Raw genomic sequence first — 18022 nt, 5'->3', positions numbered from 1 at the left:
TTTACTTAGTTTTTATAAAAACTAGCACAAGTTAATGATGATTTCCCGGAAGTAAGAGATTGATTAGCAACAAGCTCAATTTTGCCTTGGGCGTTACGTCGCCAGCCAGTTGCTTGCACAAGTGTTTCTGGTGATTTTGATATTTGGGTTTGTGCTGGTTTTGTGGTGTGGAATGCAGAGATGTCACGAGTGTCTGACCAAGGGCGATCGCTTCTGATTTCCTGCGTCGGATTTTGCGGTATCCCACCTCTACCTGTGGCGACAAAACTACTATCAGTATTACCAGAACAACTACTGGCTATTTGCTGAGATGGATCAGTAAAATTCGCTGGTAATGTAACTAAACCAGAATTGGGATCAACACCAATGTTATTAATTTCCACTGTGCCATTGACGTTAAATTCAGAACTAGCAGTAATGTCATTGGTCAGGTCAACTCTTGGAGCCAGGGTATTACGGAACTCTAGACCAATAATTCCTTGAGTTGTAATAGCAATATTGCCACCCTTTCCTTGTACGGCATTGGCAATAATATCACTATTTTCTAATCCCACCAGGATGGGTGCATTAACACTAATATTACCCCCATTTCCATTACCTTGGGCTGTTGCAGTAATTTGGCTACTCTCACGCAGTAGTAACAAATTTCCAACTTCTAAGTTGATATTACCGCCATTGCCAGATGCTGTCTTGGCATCGATTACCGCTTGATGTTTTAATTGGATAGTATTGGCAGTGATATTGATACTCCCACCATTGCCACTACCTTGATTGGTCACACTCAAAGTTCCACCATTCTTTAATGATAGGTAGGGTGTTGTAATGCTCACTGTACCTGCATCAGCAGTGAGATTATTATTGGGAATGCCGAATAATTTCTGTAATGCTGGGTTTAGACGCATACTAGAGGAGGCAATGGTGCTTGGATTTGTCTGATTGCGACCACTAACTTGAATAGATTCTGTGGCATTAATCCGAATATCTCCTGCATGACCAACAAAAAACGAACTTGTAGCAATTGCTCCCCCATCCAGTAGTTTTAGCCTAACAGTATCCAGCGTCAAGGTTTTAGCATTGCCAATGTTGAAGGTGGTTGAGCTAATTCTGGTGTTGAGGATGGAATTATTGTTGCCCTGCACAATAGTATCCTGGTTGCGAATCATCACCTCACCACTGGAACCAGTACCGCGCGATACTGAAGATAGTCCGCCACCATTGGATAATAGTAAACTATCGCCACTGACAGAGATATTACCAGCATTACCAGCACCTAATGTACTAGTGTTGATAAAACTACCATTTGAATTGAGGGGCGAGAAGCCAGTTATCTCTAGTTTTGTGGCATCGATCTGAATATTGCCAGTGGCAGATGTTCCATAAGTGATATTACTTAATATTCCTCCCTCCTGAATGCTTAATCGAGGAGTAATGACGCTGATATTCCCGCCAGTACCAGTGCCAAAGTTTTCACTCCGAATCCCACTGAATGCACCCCTCAGATCAATTCCGGCGGATGCTTGAAGATGCAAATTACCACCAGGAAGATTACCGGAATTTTTGGCTAATATCAGTGAGCGATCGCTAAATTGAATCTCTTTACCCCGAACTCGAACAGAACCGGAATTGAAACCACTGACATCCAAAAGAGATTTCTGTATGAGTTGAATGTCAGCAAAACTTTGATCATTCTCATACTTCAATGTATAGCCTAGAGTAGTGGGGACTAAACTAACTAATCCCGTACCGCCCAAACTACCTAATTCTATTTGCCCTTTTTCAGCACTCAAGGTAGCTCCATTGAAACTCAGATTACCACCCACCAGTGCCAGGGTTTTTCCTGGCTGTACTTGTAATTTGGTTGGGCTAGGAACGCGAATTACAGGAGTCTGACTATTAGTAAAATTTAAGGCATATCCTGTACCTTGAACAGTAATATCTGCGGGCATTTGTCCCATTTGCAACCCAACAGGTACACTCATCGTTAACAATGGTGTTGCCGTCGGGTTAACAGCACTAAATTCAATTCCATCGGCAAATTTAATACTATTGGCAGTTGTGGCTATAAATGAACCACCAATATTTAAGCTGGCATCTTTCCCAAAAAGAATCCCGGCTGGGTTGAGTAAAAATAAATTGGCACTATGCTGGGCGTGGATTTCACCATTAATGTTGGAAATATTACCACCAGTCACCCGACTAAAAATATTTTGAATATCAGTAGCATTTTGAAATGATGCAGAATCACCTCTAGGGATAGAGAATTGACTAAAGCTATGAAATAAATTGTTACCGACACGCTCGCCGTTGGTGATGGTGTAAAGATTACTTCCATTTATAGAATTAGTGGAAGTTACAGAAGTATTGAGGGTATTATCTTGAATTACCTGGGCGTGAACACCATTGTTGTCAACAGCAGATAAGCAGATTACACTCAACACAGCAAACCCAACAAAAGTTAATTTCATTAATCCAGTTCTGGTTTTTATTATGTGTCTATAGTTCCCCATCTAGTAAATTTTGTAACAGTAATTAATTTTGAGGTGTAGCAGCACAGGTTAAGGTTGGTGGTATCTGCGGAGGTGATTTAGCGGCAATTAATTCAATTTTGCCTTGGGGATTACGTCGCCAGCCAGTTGCTTGGACAAGTGTTGCGGGTGATTTTGGTGTTTGGACTGGTGATGTTTTTTTGGTATTGAATGCAGAGATGTCGCGGATATCTAACCAAGTGCGATCGCTCCAAACTTGCTGCATCGGATTTTGTGGCACACCACCCCTTCCTGTGGCGACAAAACTACTACCAGTATTGGCATCACAACCACTGGCAATTTGTTTTGATGAATCTGTAATATTTTCTGGTAATTCTACTAAACCAGAGTTGGGATCAACACCAAATTGATGAACATCTACTGTTCCGTTTAAGCCAAATTGCGAACTAGCAGTAATGTCACTTTCACTAGTGAGTTCGTTACGGTATTTCAAACCAAAAATTCCTTGAGTGGTAATGCTAATATTTCCCCCATTGCCTTGAACTGCATTGGCAACAATATCACTGTTTTCTAAGCCAAGAATCACGTCCGAGTTAATCGTTATATTGCCCCCATTACCAATACCACCTGCATTAGTCACAATTGAACTACCATGACGCAAAACTAGATCGTTGGAATTAATCAAAATATTCCCGCCTTCACCTTGAACTGTAGCGGCTGTAATGCTACCACCATTGTCCAGTCGGATAGAATTTGCATTAATTTCTAGTTGTCCCGCATCTCCAATCCCTTGATGATCAACTCCTACAATTGCCTGATTTGTGATTTGTAAGAGGTTGGTGTTGAGGGTGAGTTTACCGATATCACCTGTAATCACATCCGGTAATCCAAATAATTGCCGAATTGGTGGTGCAAGTAATTCTGCCCTCACACCAACGCGGCTAGGAAGACCAGAAATACTACCCACCCCACTCACCTCAACTTTGTCTGAGGCATTAATCACTAAATCACCAGCATTTCCTTGATTGACAGTCGAGACAACTATCCCTCCGCCATCTCGTACCCTCAGTTGAGAAGTTGTGATAGTTAATGAACCTGAATTGCCTTCGTCGAATGTGCCTACTACGATGACACTATCAGCCAAGTTTTGTGAATTTTCTCCGGCTACTTCGATAAAATCAGCTGCATTAATGGTGATGTCCCCTCCTATACCATTTGACCAAGGCGAACTACCAATGACAGCGCCATCTAAAACTTGCAATTTTTTGGTAAGTACTTGAATATCGCCACTTTTCCCAGAACCTCTAGTGATGGTATTCAAGGAACTAGCAAATCCGCTTACTGGTGATATTCCAGTTATTTGAATTAAATCCTGAGTTTCTACAAAAATATTACTTCCCGAACCTTCAGCAAAATTAATGCCATGCAGAGATCCGCCATTTTGAAGGAATACTTGCGAAGCTGAAACTATAATATTACCTCCACTGCCGCCACTGAAATTATCAGCACGCAATAGACTTTGGGGAAATCCTATAGTGCCGATTCCTCGAAGCGTTAAAGCTCCACTCGCATTAATATTGATATTGCCTGAATTGCCACTTCCTTCATTTACTAATAAAGCAGCAGAAGCATCATTCAAACTAATATTTTGTCCGACGAACCCAATAGAACCCGCAGGAGTACCACTTGCATCTGCTAGAGATTGATGAGATAGCTGAATATCACCAAATTGCTGAATATTACTATAGTCAAACCTCCAAATTGGAGAGGCGATGTTTAAATTAACTATCCCATTACTGGCGCTCCCAAGTTCAATATGTCCTGATGGTGCATTTAAAACTCCCCCATCTAAGGCAATTTCTCCCCCGATTAATGCCAAATTATTCCCATTAACATTTAACCCTTCAGGATTGTTGCTGCGATCTGGAGAAGAGACTAAGGGGTGAATCGGAAATGCCAACTGATGCCCAGTGTTCTGGACAGTAATTGCACCAGGGTTGCTTCCCATCTGCAAACCCACAGGTACACTCATAGTCAGCAAAGGAGTACCCGAAGCATTCACAGCACTGAATTCTATGCCATCAGCAAATTTGATACTGTTGGCAGTCGTCGCCACAAAGGAACCACTAATATTTAACGAAGCTTTCTCCCCAAAGATAATCCCGTTGGGATTCATTAAAAATAAACTGACGGGGTTACTGCTATTGAGCGTGCTAATCATCCCATTAATATGAGAAATATTTCCACCCGTTACACGGCTAAATATCGTTGTAATATCTGGAGTATTCTTTAAATCAAAGGTGGCTGTTTTACCTGTTTCTACAGAAAAGTTACTAAAACTGTGGAATAAATTATTACCTTTATTTATGCCATCGGTAATAGTATAGTCATTGCCATTAATGCTGACACTGGTATGAGTTGTGTTATCTTGTATGACCTGAGCCAAGGTTGGTGTTGATAGACCTGATGTTGCGATCGCCGTTGTGAATGCAGCTAAAAGCCACTGTTGATAGTGGCTTGTACTTCCATAGATTAATCTCATACCCAAAACCTAAACTTTGTCGCATGAATCTATAATTCCCATGACAGTATAATTAATAACTAAACTTAATTTTTCTTAACAGCAGTGATAATGACTATCTAGCAAAGAATTTGGTATTACAATGGCTATTTTTTTGAAGTGTAAGGAGAACTATTTTTAACATTAAAACGCGAGCATACGGGATGATTACTGAGAATTTGGACTTGAGCCATGACAAAACCTCCGCTTGTTTTGACTTTAGCATTCTGAGCAACCAAAGTGATTAGTTGGCTACGGCAGCACAAGTTAAATCCGGTTGTGTATAGCCACTGTGAATAGCAACTAACTCAATTTTGCCTTGGGCGTTACGTCGCCAGCCAGTTGCTTGCACAAGTGTTGTGGGTGATTTTGGTGTTTGGGCTTGTGCTGGTTTTGTGGTGTGGAATGCAGAGATGTCACGAGTGTCTGACCAAGTGCGATCGCTACTCAATTCCTCTGTGGGATTTTGCGGCACACCACCCCTTCCTGTAGCGACAAAACTACTACCAGTATTCGCAAAACAACCACTGGCAATTTGTTGAGAAGGATCGGTGACATTAGCTGGTAATTCGACTAAACCAGAATTGGGGTCAACACCAATGTTATTAATTTCCACTGTCCCATTCACCCCAAACTCGGAACTGGCGGTGATGTCATTTTCTGGTGTCAGTTGGGAACGGTATTCTAAACCAATAATTCCCTGAGTGGAGATGTTAATATTACCGCCTTTACCTCGCACAGCATTGGCAGTGATATCGCTGTTTTCTAAGCCGACAATAGTAGGTGAATTAATGGTAATATTACCGCCATTACCCGTACTGCCTGCGGTGGTTGTAATTTTACTGCGATCGCGCATTAGTAGCACATCTCCTACTTGCAAACTGATATCACCACCATTACCCGATTCTGTTTGCGCCTGAATTAAAGCTTGATTTTTCAATTGGATCTGATCAGCAATAATTTGCAGATTTCCGGCATTCCCTGTACCTTGACTAGTAACTGTGACTGTTCCGCCGTCGGTGAGTGTGAGTTTTGGTGTAGTGATACTCACACTACCTGCATTTGCTGATAGTATATTTGGCAACTTAAACAATTGACGTAATTGTGGACTTAAACGCACAACCGAAGAATTGATATTACTGTTATTATTACTACTGCTACCACTAATGGCGATCGCTTCACTAGCATTGATTTGGACATTACCGCCATTACCGATAAAGAATGCAGATGAACCAATAGTGCCACCATTGAGTATTTGCAAAGTCCCTGTATTTAAGATTAAATCTTTGGCATTTCCATTGGCAAATGAAGTAATACTAATGTTGCTGTATAGTCCAAAAGGGTTTTCACCCATGACGGTGGTATTTTGATTGTGAACTATCACCTGACCACTAGAGCCACTACCAAATGTCACTGATGATAATGAACCTCCCCCAGAGATGAGTAAATTATTCCCATTCACTACGATATCTCCAGCCGCTCCTTTTCCATAAGTACTAGTAGCAATGGAGGTTACACCAGTGGGATTGAGGGGTGAAAAACCTGATACTTCTATATCTGCGGCTTGAATCTGAATGTTACCACCGTGAGCAGTTCCATAGGTTAAAGCATTAATTCCTGAACCTTCTTGCATGATCAAGCGGGGAGTAATAACGCTGATATTGGCACTAGATCCAGTTCCCAAAGCTTCCGCACGAATCCAACTACGAATTTTAGCATCGGGTGTAGTGCCAATAATGGCGATCGCTTCTGATGCTTGCAAATTAATTTCCCCCGCCGCCAGATTGCCATAATTCTGCGAGAAAATCAACGAACCATCGGTAAATTTTATATTTCTTCCCCGGAGTTGAACTGCACCGGAGTTAAACCCACTCACATCTAATAGTGACTTCTGCGCTAGTTGAATATCAGCAAAACTTTGTCCTTGCTCATACTCCAACTTATAGCCTTGGGTGATTGGTACTAAACTAACTAATCCTGCTCCTTCCAGACTCCCTAATTCTATTTGACCTTTTGCCGCGCTCAGAGTCGCACCATCCAAACTGATATTTCCACCCACTAATGCCAAAGTTTTTCCTGACGGCACTTGTAATTTTGTAGAGCTAGAATTGGAAATTACAGGAGAAAAAGTATTAAGACTATTTAGGCTATGTCCTGTACCTTGGACTTGTATTGGTGCGGGATAATTACCCATTTGCAACCCAATGGGTACAGTCATTGTTAATAATGGTTTAGCGGCAGTATCCACAGCACTAAACTCTTGCCCATCAGCAAATTTAATACTGTTAGCTGTTGTTGCTACAAATGAACCACCAATATTTAAGCTGGCATTTGCCCCAAAAATAATCCCGGCTGGGTTAATTAAAAATAAGTTGGCACTACCATTGGCAATAATTTTACCATCTATATTGGAAACATTACCACCAGTTACCCGACTAAAAATATTCTGAATATCAGCGTCATTATTAAATGATGCAGAACCATTTGTCGGGATAGAGAATTGACTAAAGCTATGAAATAAATTGTTGCCTACACGAGTGCCATCCTTGATACTGTAACTATTGCCACTACTTTCTACAAGCGTTTTGAGGGTGTTATCGGGAGTTACTTGTGCGTGAACACTATTGTTATAAACAGCAAATAAGCTGATTACACTTAGCACACCAAACCCGACAAAAGTTAATTTCATTGATCCAGTTCTTGTTTCTGATTCTGCAATTTATTGTTCCCAATAGAGTCAGTTTTGTAACGGTAATTAATTTTCGGCTACAGATGCACAGGTTAAGGCTGATTTTATCTGCGAAGAAGATTTAGCAGCAATTAATTCAATTTTGCCTTGGGCATTACGTCGCCAAGAAGTGGCTTGGACAAGTGTTTCTGGTGATTTTGGTGTTTGGGCTTGTGCTGGTTGTGTTTGATGGAATGCAGTCAGATTGCGGGTGTCTGACCAAGGGCGATCGCTCCTCACTTCTTGCATCGGATTTTGCGGTACACCACCCCTACCTGTAGCAACAAAACTACTACCAGTATTGGCATTACAACCACTAGCAATTTTTTGGGAAGGATCAGTGATATTTGTAGGTAATTCTACTAGCACAGAATTGGGATTAACACCAACATTTTTAATTTCCACTGTGCCATTAACACCAAATTGAGAACTTGCAGTGATGTCGTTTTCTGATGTGAGTCCGGGACGATATTCTAAGCCGATAATTCCCTGAGTAGTGATGTTAATATTGCCACCACGACCTTGCACTGCATTGGCGATAATATCACTATTTTCTAACCCAATAATCACAGGTGAGTTAATCGACAAATTACCACCATTACCTGTCCCCGCAGAATTGGCAGAAATTAAGCTATCGTGCCGCATCAGCAGGTAATCTTGCAGATTCAAGTGAATATTTCCCCCGTTACCAGAGGCGGTTGAGGCTGAGATACTACCTTGGTTGTTGAGAAAAATTGAGTTGGCGTTAATTTGTATATCTCCAGCTTTACCTGGGCCATCATTTTTCACCGTGACTAATGCGCCATCCTTAACCCGTAATGATGGGGTGTTAATCGTCAAAGCACCTGCATCACCAGTGGGAATGGCTGGTAGCCCATAAATGGCTTGAAAAACAGGGTCGAGAATTTCCGAGGTGGAAGCAATGCGACTCGATGTGATTGATCCAGGTGCGCGACCACTCACCTCGATAAAATCTGAAGCATTAATCGTCACACTTGCTGCTGAACCCTGACCGAGAGTGCTAGATCCGAGAAATCCTCCGTCTCGAATAATTAATCTGGATGTGTTGACCACGGTGTTATTTGCATTACCCATAAAAAGCGTTGACGAAGTAATTGAGCTGGGTAATTTTGAAATAGGGTGATTGCCAGCAATTTCGATCAGGTCTTTGGTATTGACCTGTACTTTTCCAGTTTGTCCAGACGCTACACTAGAAGAACCAATACTACCCCCATTCCCTATTCTGAGGTTAGTGGTAGAAACAAGAATATCACCTGCATTACTAGAGCTAGTGGTGATTGTGACAATCGAAGAGGGGATAGACGGATTACCAGGGACAAAGCCATTCAAGTCCATCAAGCCTTCAACATTGAAAGTAATATTCCCACTAACTGCTTTGGTAAAGATCGAATGCCAAATTTGCCCCCCATCTGCCAGGGAAAGTTGATTAGCTCCAATCAAAATATCTCCGGATGAACCTGTTCCCAAATTCTCAATTTTGATTATGCTGCCTAGTCTTTGGTCTGAAGTATTACCTGTTAAACTCAAAGACTCTGTGGCGTGGACAGTAATTCCTTGTGATTGTTCCCCCAAGTTTTGCAGCACGACAGCCGAGCCTGCGCTCAAGTTGATGTTTTTTCCTTGGATTTGAATTGAGCCATTGCTACCACTAGCATCTAGCAGAGATTGTTGCCCTAGATGGATATTATTAAATTTCTCAACTTGGGAGTAATCTCCTACCCATCCTGTCCGAGTAGGATTGAGCCTGACTTTACCCTGTTCCACACTCCCTAGTTCTAGATGTCCACCTCCATTGATTGCCACAATACCACCTGAGAAATTCACCTCATTACCTATTAGTGCTAAGGTATTGCCTGCCTTAACTTGTAAACCTGTAGGATTCTGAGTGCGATCTAAAGGTGTAAAAACATCACCAGTTATCCGATGCCCTAAACCCTCGACAGTAATCCCCCCGGAATTTTGACCCATTTGCAAACCCACGGGTACACTCATTGTCAGCAAAGGTTTATCTGCACCTTGCACCGCACTAAATTCTGTGCCATCGGCAAATTTGATGCTATTGGCTGTAGTTGCGACAAATGAACCACCAATATTTAAGCTGGCATTCTTACCAAAAATAATCCCGGCAGGGTTGAGTAAGAATAAGTTGGCACTACCATTGGCACTAATAGAACCATCTATGTTGGAAATATTACCACCAGTCACTCGACCAAATATATTTTGAATATCGGTAGCATGATCAAATGATGCTGAACCACCTGTAGGTACAGAAAATTCACTGAAACTATGAAATAAATTGTTACCGATACGAGTGCCATTGGTGATAGTGTAATTATTACTGCCAGTCACCAAGGTATTTAGGGTGTTATCTTGAGTTACTTGGGCGTGAACACTATTGTTGTCAATAGCAGATATGCAGATTGCACTCAGAACACCAAACCCAACAAATGTTAATTTCATTCACCGATTTCTGATTTTTTGTTACGTATTAATTGTTCCCAAATTAGTATAGTTTATAACATTTATTAGTTTTCAGCTACAGCAGCACAGGTTAAGCCTACTTGCACCTGACTAGGAGATTGATAGGCAAATAACTCAATTTTGCCTAGGGCGTTACGTCGCCAGCCAGTGGCTTCTACTAGAACTTCTGAGGATTTTGGTATTTGTGCTTGTGCTGGTTTTGTGGTGTGGAATGCAGAGATATCGCGGACATCAGACCAAGTGCGATCGCTCCTAATATCCTGTGTCGGATTTTGCGGTATGCCACCTCTGCCTGTGGCGACAAAACTACTACCATTGGTATTATTACAACTACTTGCTATTAGCTGCGATTGATCAGTGACGTTTCCCGGTAATTTCACTAACCCAGAGTTGGGATCAACGCCAATACTACTAACTTCAACTGTGCCGTTTACTCCAAATTGGGAACTGGCGGTAATATCGCTGTCGAGAGTTAGCTGATCACTAAATTTTAGTCCCAAGATACCGCCAGTAGTGATTTGAATATTGCCACCACTTCCCAAGACAGCGTTAGCGGAAATATCGCTGTTTTCTTTTGGTACAGTCACAATCAAGCCTGCATTGATATTGATGTTACCTCCTGTAGACAGGCCGCGAGCATTGGTAGTAATATTACTGCCCTGGCGTAATAACAGGACTTCATTGGCCTGAAGTTGGATATTACCTTGATCGCCTTCATTTACTTCGGAACGCAGACTTGCGCCATTCTTAAGGAAAATTCTGTTGGCGGAAATATTCAGATTACCAGCATCACCATTACCTATATTACTGACGGTTATTTCTCCATCATTGCGAACATTTACCGTATCAGATTTGATATTAATTGACCCCGCCGCAGAGTTAGTTGTTGAAGATGCGGCGATCGCACTATACAGGTAATTACCGTTAACTGTGGTGGGGGAAATTCCTTGGACATCAATCTCTTTCACTTGTAGGTTAATATTACCTGCATTTCCCCGCCCTTGAGTAGAAGCGGTAATCTGTCCACCTTTGGAAACTTGGAGACGATCTGCGGTCAAGTTAATTGTCCCACCAGTACCTATGACATTCTTACCCACAGAAACCGTAATGCCACTGGCTAGTTGACTCAATTGATCCAATACTGGTTCACTGACAATTACTTCTGTAGCTTGAATATTAATATCTCCCGATGTCCCATTTCCAGCTGCGGCACTGCTAATAATTCCCCCGTTGCTGAGTTGTAATCTTCCAGCCGTAATTGTAATGTCTCCAGCCTGACCTCCCCCAGAAGGTTGAAGCGCGGTGGTTACTCCAGAGCGCAAACCACTGGGTGTTCCTCCAGAAATTTCAAAACTCTCATTAGCGCGGATAGAGACATTACCACCATTCCCGGTAGCAATGAGATTATTCAAGCCCAGAGTTTGCCGCAAGTTAAATATACTGCCACTGATCAATCCACCATCAACAGTACGCAAGCGATTGGTTTCAATGATAATATCGCCACCTTGATTGTTTGTTCCCGCCATAATCAAGGTAGTAATATCGGTAGGCACAAAAATACCAGCCGCATTCGGCAGAGGATTAGCCCCGATTACTTCTACATCTGAGGCTCGAATAGTCAAATTTCCGGTTCTGGAGTTGCTACCAAAGGTGGTAGATTGCAACCAAGCTCCATTATTCATGTATAGCTTGCCAGTTTCAATTAATACATCTCCGGCTCGCCCGGTGGCTGGTGGCCCGAATACAGCCCCTACCGAAGTTCCAATTCCTGGATTGAAAATAGGTCTGGGGCTTGAAGCTCCCAACAAATTAATAAATTCCGTGGTTTTGACAACAATACCTTTTCCGACTCCAGACTGGGTAACAGAAGTAATATTTGAGTTTTCTTTAACCGTTAATCCCCGCCCTTGAATTTGGATTGCACCGCCGTTAGTGCCATTAACATTAATCAATGAGCCTTGCTGCAAAGTAATTGTACCCCAGTCAGCCGCAGCCGCAGAACTCCCTAATTGCCATCCTGTTTGATTGTCCATCTTGATGTCAGCATTTCTGACCGCCCACAACTCCACCCGACCATCTGCGGCTCTCAGGGTGGCTTGTGTCATGTCAATTTGACTACCAACCAAAGCCAAAGTTTTGCCAGTAGGAACTTGTAGTGTTCCTTGAACTTGGACAGATCCGGCATCACTTCCCAGTTGCAAACCAATCGGTATCTTCATGGTTAACAAAGGGGATTGAGTTATGTCAGTGCTGAACACATTACCATCATCAAATTTAATCCCATTGGCAGTTGTACCGACAAAAGAACCACCTATTCTCAAACTGGCATTTTTGCCAAAAATAATCCCGGCAGGGTTGAGTAAAAATAAGTTGGCATTACCATTGGCACTGATTCGACCATCAATATGGGAAACCTGACCACCAGTCACCCGGCTAAAAATATTTTCTACAGTAGGATCATTACCGAATGATACGGAGACACCTGTAGGGATAGAGAACTGACTAAAGCTATGAAATAAATTGTTGCCGATGCGAGTGCCTTTTGTAATGCTGTAACTATTAACATCTGTGTTGAGAGTCCCATCAGGAGTTACTTGGGCGTGAACACTATTGTTATAAACAACGGATATGCAAAAGACACTCAGCAAACCAAACCCAGCAAAATTTACTTTCATTAGTCAGTTTTTGTGTTTATTACGTATATATTGTTCCCAGTTGGGTAAGTTTTGTAACGGGAATTAATTTTTGGCAACAGCAGCACAGGTTAAGGCTGATGGTATCGGTGAATTAGTATTAGCTGCAACAAGCTCAATTTTGCCTTGGGCGTTACGTCGCCAGCCAGTCGCTTGCACTAATACTTCTGGAGACTTTGATATTTGGGCTTGTGTTGGTTGTGTGGTGTGGAGTGCAGAGATATCACGAGTATCTGACCAGGTGCGATCGCTCCAAAGTTGTTGCGTCGGATTTTGTGGTATTCCACCCCTACCCGTAGCGACAAAACTACTACCATTCGTATTAGAACAACCACTTGCTATTTGCTGTGATGAATCACTCACATTTGCTGGTAATTCCACTAAACCAGAGTTGGGGTCAATACCAACATTATTTACTTGTACCGTACCATTTACCCCAAACTCGGAACTGGCGGTGATATTGTTTTCTGCTGTCAGTTGGGAACTGTATTCTAAACCAATAATTCCTTGAGTGGTGATGTTAATATTACCGCCTTTACCTTGAAAAGCATTAGCAGTGATATCGCTATTTTCTAAGCCGACAATGATAGGTGAATTAATGGTAATATTACCGCCATTACCTGTACTGCCTGCGGTGGTTGTAATTTTACTGCGATCGCGCATCAGTAGTACATCTCCTACTTGCAAACTGATATCACCACCATTACCCGATTCTGTTTGCGCCTGAATCAAAGCTTGATTTTTCAACTGGATCTGATCGGCAGTAATTTTCAGATTTCCCGCATTCCCAGTACCTTGACTAGTAACTGTGACTGTTCCACCATCTGTAAGTGTGAGTTTTGGTGTCGTAATACTCACACTCCCTGCATTTGCTGTGAGGATATCTGGCAAACCGAACAATTGACGTATTTGCGGACTTAAACGCACAACAGCAGAGCGAATGTTACTATTATAACTAATACCACGACCACTAATGGCGATCAACTCACTAGCAGTGATTTGGACATTGCCACCATTACCAACAAATAACGCAGATGAACCAATTACTCCACCATTTAATATTTGCAAGTTTCTAGTATCTAATCTCAAATCTTGGGAATTGCCGTTAGCAAAGGCAGTCATACCAATAAAACTAGCAAGCCCAAAAGGATTCTCACCAATGACGCTGGTATTTTGATTACGAATCATAATCTGACCAGTAGAACCGCTACCAAATGATACCGACGATAATGGAGATCCTCCAGAGACTAATAAATTATTCCCATTAACCGAGATATCTCCCGCAGATCCTTTTCCAAAAGTGCTAGTGTTAATGGCTGTGACTCCAGTGGGATTGAGGGGTGAAAAACCTGATAATTCTATATCTCCTGCTTGAATCTGGATGTTACCACCCTTAGCTGTTCCAAAAGTTAAAGTACCTATTCCTGAACCTTCTTGGAGCGTCAAACGGGGGGCAATTATATTGATATTGGCACTAGATCCAGTTCTCAAAGATTCCGCACGAATACCACTGCGAATTTTTACATCGGGTGTGGTGCCAATAATAGCGATCGCTTCTGATGCTTGCAAATTAATTTCACCCGCCGCCAGATTGCCGTAATTCTGGGACAAAATCAACGAACCATCGGTAAATTTGATATTTCTTCCCTGGAGTTGAACTGCACCGGAGTTAAACCCACTCACATCTAATAGTGACTTCTGCACTAGTTGAATATCAGCAAAACTTTGTCCCTGTTCATACTTCAATTTATAACCCTGTGTAATTGGTACTAAACTCACTACTCCTGCTCCTCCCAGACTACCTAGTTCTATTTGACCTTTTGCTGCATTCAGAGTCGCACCATCTAAACTGATATTTCCACCCACCAATGCTAAGGTTTTTCCTGGCTGTACTTGTAATTTTGTCAAGCTAGGATTGGGAATTACAGGGGAAAAACTATTGGTTATATCTAAGCTATGTCCTGTACCTTGGAGTTGTATCGATGCAGGATTCTGCCCCATTTGCAAACCAATGGGGACATTCATTGTTAATAATGATTTAGCAGCAGTATCCACAGCACTAAATTCTGACCCATCAGCAAATTTAATACTATTGGCTGTTGTCGCTACAAATGAACCACCAATATTTAAGCTGGCATTTTTACCAAAAATAATCCCGGCTGGGTTGAGTAAGAATAAGTTAGCACTACCATTGGCACTTATTCGACCATCTATATTGGAAATATTACCACCAGTCACTCGACTAAAAATGTTTTGAATATCAGTTGCATTATCAAATGATGCAAAGCCATTACTAGGAATAGAGAATTGACTGAAACTATGAAATAAATTATTGCCGACCCTAGTGCCGCCAGTAATGTTGTAACTACTACTTCCAGACACAGCAGTGCCGAGAGTACTATCGGGTGTCACTTGTGCCTGAACATGGCTGTTACCAATACCCAAGATGTAGACTGCACCAATTAAACCAAAGTTAGCAAAAGTTACTTTCATCATCCAAAGTTGTAATTATCTACCTTGTGTCTAGTCTTCCCAAGATAAATTTTGCTATTTGGGTGGCTGTGTAATTTTATGGTGAGTTTTTTCAGCTTTTATGAACAGCAGCACAAGTTAATGATGGTGCTAAATTTACAGAAGATATATCGGCAATTAATTCAATTTTGCCGTTGGTGTTACGTCGCCAGCCAGTCGCTTGCACAAGTGTTTCTGGAAATTTAGAGATTTGGGCTTGTGCGGGTTTTGTGGTGTGGAATGCAGAGATGTCACGCACATCAGACCAGGTGCGATCGCCCCAAAGTTGTTGCGTCGGATTTTGTGGTATTCCACCCCTACCCGTAGCGACAAAACTACTACCATTCGTATTAGAACAACCACTTGCTATTTGCTGTGATGAATCACTCACATTTGCTGGTAATTCCACTAAACCAGAGTTGGGGTCAATACCAACATTATTTACTTGTACCGTACCATTCACCCCAAACTCGGAACTGGCGGTGATATTGTTTTCTGCTGTCAGTTGGGAACTGTATTCTAAACCAATAATTCCTTGAGTGGTGATGTTAATATTACCGCCTTTACCTTGGAAAGCATTAGCAGTGATATCGCTGTTTTCTAAGCCGACAATGATAGGTGAATTAATGGTAATATTACCGCCATTGCCTTTACTACCTGCGGTGGTTGTAATTTGGCTCTGATCGCGCATCAGTAACACATCTTTTACTTGCAGGCTAATATCACCACCATTACCTGATTCTGTTTGCGCTTGAATTAAAGCTTGATTTTTCAACTGGATCTGATCGGCAATAATTTGCAGATTTCCGGCATTCCCAGTACCTTGACTAGTAACTGTGACTGTTCCGCCGTCGGTGAGTGTGAGTTTTGGTGTGGTAATACTGAGACTACCGGCATTCGCTGTGAGTATATCTGGCAAACCAAACAATTGGCTTAATTGTGGACTTAAACGCACAGCAGAAGAATTGATATTACTGTTATTAGCACTACCACGACCACTAATGGCGATCGCCTCACTAGCATTGATTTGGACGTTACCGCCATTACCAACAAATAACGCAGATGAACCAATTACTCCCCCATTTAATACTTGCAAGTTTCCAGTATCTAATCTCAAATCTTTGGCATTGCCATTAGCAAAGGTAGTGATACTCATATTGCTATACACTCCAAAGGGATTTTCACCCATGACGGTGGTATTTTTGTTGCGAATTATGACCTTACCAGTGGAGCCACTACCAAATGTTATTGATACTAAGGATGCTCCGCCAGACATTAGTAAATTATTCCCATTCACCACGATATCTCCAGCCGCTCCTTTTCCAAAAGTGCCAGTGGTAATGGCTGTGACTCCCGTGGGATTCAGGGGTGAAAAACCTGATAACTCTATATCTCCTGCTTGAATCTGGGTGTTACCACCCTTAGCTGTTCCATAAGTTAAATTACTGATTCCTGAACCTTCTTGGAGCGTTAAACGGGGACTAATAATACTGATATTTGCACTATCTCCAGTTCCCAAAGCATCAGCACGAATCCAACTGGGAATTTTTGCATCAGGTGTGGTACCAATAAGTGCGATCGCTGCTGATGCTTGTAAGTTAATATCTCCACTAGGAAGATTGCCGTAATTCTGGGACAAAATCAACGAACCATCGGTAAATTTGATATTTCTTCCCTGGAGTTGAACTGCACCGGAGTTAAACCCACTCACATCTAATAGTGACTTCTGCACTAGTTGAATATCAGCAAAACTTTGTCCCTGTTCATACTTCAATTTATAACCCTGTGTAATCGGTACTAAACTCACTACCCCTGCTCCTCCCAGACTCCCTAGTTCTATTTGACCTTTTGCTGCACTCAGAGTCGCACCATTCAAACTGATATTTCCACCTACTAACGCTAAGGTTTTTCCTGACTGTACTTGTAATTTTGTGGAGCTAGAATTGGGAATTACAGGGGAAAAACTATCGGTTGCATCTAAGCTATGTCCTGTCCCTTGGACTTGTATCGATACGGGATGATTACCCATTTGCAACCCAATGGGTACAGTCATGGTTAATAATGGTTTAGCGGTAGTATCCACAGCACTAAACTCTGACCCATCAGCAAATTTAATACTATTAGCCGTAGTTCCGATGAAGGAACCACCAATATTTAAGCTGGCATTTTTGCCAAAAATAATCCCAGATGGGTTGAGTAAAAATAAGTTGGCACTACCATTGGCTTGAATTAAACCATCAATATAGGAAACATTACCGCCTGTGACACGGCTAAATATATTTTGGATATCTGCGGCATTGTTAAAGACTGCGGAACCATTACTGGGAACTGAGAATTGGCTGAAGCTATGAAATAAATTATTACCGACACGAGCGCCATTAGTGATGCTGTAATGATTACTCCCACTCACAGCAGTATTGAGAGTCCCATCAGGAGTGACTTGTGCCTGAACACCACGAGCGCAAACGGTAGAGATGCCGATCGCACCAACAACGGCAAACCCAATAAAAGCTAATTTCATGAGAATATATTTTAATCTTGT

7 protein-coding genes are annotated in these 18022 nt (G+C 41.9%); all 7 read right to left on the bottom strand.

Annotated elements, in window-relative coordinates; genetic code table 11:
• Positions 1 to 5: 5 nt before the first annotated feature.
• Positions 6 to 2465, bottom strand: coding sequence for an S-layer family protein (locus tag H6G79_RS09475; RefSeq protein ID WP_190592893.1), 2460 nt, complete (start codon positions 2463 to 2465; stop codon positions 6 to 8).
• Positions 2466 to 2529: 64 nt separating this feature from the next.
• Positions 2530 to 5028: an S-layer family protein gene (locus tag H6G79_RS09470; protein ID WP_190592894.1), complete on the bottom strand. Its 2499-nt coding sequence runs from the start codon at positions 5026 to 5028 to the stop codon at positions 2530 to 2532.
• 262 nt (positions 5029 to 5290) lie between these two features.
• Positions 5291 to 7735 (bottom strand): S-layer family protein, encoded by a 2445-nt coding sequence (locus tag H6G79_RS09465; protein WP_190592895.1) that lies wholly within the window; start codon positions 7733 to 7735, stop codon positions 5291 to 5293.
• A gap of 66 nt (positions 7736 to 7801) precedes the next feature.
• Complete coding sequence (locus H6G79_RS09460; protein ID WP_190592896.1) at positions 7802 to 10255, bottom strand: S-layer family protein; 2454 nt, start codon at positions 10253 to 10255, stop codon at positions 7802 to 7804.
• Positions 10256 to 10320: 65 nt separating this feature from the next.
• Positions 10321 to 12951 (bottom strand): S-layer family protein, encoded by a 2631-nt coding sequence (locus H6G79_RS09455; RefSeq protein ID WP_190592897.1) that lies wholly within the window; start codon positions 12949 to 12951, stop codon positions 10321 to 10323.
• A gap of 63 nt (positions 12952 to 13014) precedes the next feature.
• On the bottom strand, positions 13015 to 15462 hold the full coding sequence (locus H6G79_RS09450) for an S-layer family protein (protein WP_190592931.1): 2448 nt from the start codon (positions 15460 to 15462) through the stop codon (positions 13015 to 13017).
• A gap of 91 nt (positions 15463 to 15553) precedes the next feature.
• Entirely contained in the window at positions 15554 to 18001 is a 2448-nt protein-coding gene (locus tag H6G79_RS09445; protein ID WP_190592898.1) for an S-layer family protein, read from the bottom strand.
• Positions 18002 to 18022 lie beyond the last annotated feature (21 nt).

Source organism: Anabaena sp. FACHB-83 (genome assembly GCF_014697485.1).
Taxonomy (GTDB): Bacteria; Cyanobacteriota; Cyanobacteriia; order Cyanobacteriales; family Nostocaceae; genus Nostoc_B.
The sequence above is the reverse complement of the archived record's forward strand: the minus strand, read 5'-3'. Positions and strand labels throughout refer to the sequence as shown.

Excerpts from the sequence above, each read along its gene's own strand:
- H6G79_RS09450 (WP_190592931.1), bottom strand. The coding sequence starts at position 15,462 with ATGAAAGTAACTTTTGCTAACTTTGGTTTAATTGGTGCAGTCTACATC.
- H6G79_RS09470 (WP_190592894.1), bottom strand. The coding sequence starts at position 5,028 with ATGAGATTAATCTATGGAAGTACAAGCCACTATCAACAGTGGCTTTTA.
- H6G79_RS09445 (WP_190592898.1), bottom strand. The coding sequence starts at position 18,001 with ATGAAATTAGCTTTTATTGGGTTTGCCGTTGTTGGTGCGATCGGCATC.
- H6G79_RS09455 (WP_190592897.1), bottom strand. The coding sequence starts at position 12,951 with ATGAAAGTAAATTTTGCTGGGTTTGGTTTGCTGAGTGTCTTTTGCATA.
- H6G79_RS09465 (WP_190592895.1), bottom strand. The coding sequence starts at position 7,735 with ATGAAATTAACTTTTGTCGGGTTTGGTGTGCTAAGTGTAATCAGCTTA.
- H6G79_RS09475 (WP_190592893.1), bottom strand. The coding sequence starts at position 2,465 with ATGAAATTAACTTTTGTTGGGTTTGCTGTGTTGAGTGTAATCTGCTTA.
- H6G79_RS09460 (WP_190592896.1), bottom strand. The coding sequence starts at position 10,255 with ATGAAATTAACATTTGTTGGGTTTGGTGTTCTGAGTGCAATCTGCATA.